The 1,131-nt window shown below is 37.5% G+C and carries 1 protein-coding gene; it reads right to left on the reverse strand.

What is annotated here, in order from left to right; all coding sequences use genetic code 11:
* On the reverse strand, positions 1-1,039 hold a 1,039-nt coding region (ilvA, locus tag V7149_RS26290), incomplete at its 3' end, for a threonine ammonia-lyase IlvA (protein WP_335348496.1).
* Positions 1,040-1,131: the final 92 nt, after the last annotated feature.

The raw sequence follows: 1,131 nt of genomic DNA on the forward strand, positions 1-1,131 counted from the left end.
GAGGAAAATTAACAATAAAGTAATATAAAAGTCCTTCATACAAGAGGGATCTTTCCTTCATTTCCTGCATTCTGCCGAAATCATTATTACCCCCGCTAATCACACAAACAATATTCTTCCCTTTAATTTTCTCTTTATAAAAATCAAGTGAAGCAATTGGCAAAGCACCTGCAGGCTCTGCAATAATCGCATGTTCATTATATAATTCCAGGATCGTTGTACATACTTTCCCTTCAGGCACGAGTAAAATATCATCAACAAATTCTTCGCAAATGTCAAAAGTTTTTTCTCCGACACCTTTGACTGCAGCTCCGTCAACAAATTTATCAATTTCTTCTAGTAGAGTTACAGTTTTATTTTTTATGGATTCGTTCATCGATGCTGCACCTTCAGGCTCAACACCAATCATTTTTGTCTTGGGGGAAATACTTTTTATGTAAGTACTTAGCCCTGACATTAATCCGCCCCCGCCAATACTAGCGAAGACAAAATCGATTGGCTCCTCACTGTCATTCAATATTTCAACTGCCACGGTCCCTTGTCCTGATATGACCCTTTCATCGTCAAAAGGATGGATAAAGGTCCGATTTTCTTCTTCAGCACATTTATTGGCTTCAGCATAAGAATCATCAAATGTATCACCAACTAATATAATATCAACAAAGCCGCGGCCGAACATTTCAACCTGGCTTACCTTTTGACGCGGTGTCGTAGTCGGCATAAATATTTTCCCTTGAACACCTAGATGTCTGCATGCGTATGCTACACCTTGAGCATGATTGCCCGCACTTGCACACACAACGCCATTTTTTATTTCTTCTTCACCCAATGACTTAACTGAATAATAAGCACCTCTAAGCTTAAATGATCGGATATGCTGCAAATCTTCCCTTTTCAAAAACACATTACACTCATATTTTTCAGAAAGACGCTCATTTCTTTGCAACGGGGTATGGGCGACGATATCCTTCAGTTGTTGGTATGCAATAAGAATATCCTCCAGTTGCACCCATTTTTTCTTTAAAACTTTCTGTTCCATATTGTCACCCTCACTTATTTCGATTTAATTTTTCTATTATACCACTTGTATACTTGATTTCAACCCATATAAATTAAATTTTTTTATTTTTC

Origin of the sequence: Bacillus sp. JJ1503, from assembly GCF_036965125.1 — a bacterium.
Taxonomy (GTDB): domain Bacteria; phylum Bacillota; class Bacilli; order Bacillales; family Cytobacillaceae; genus Cytobacillus.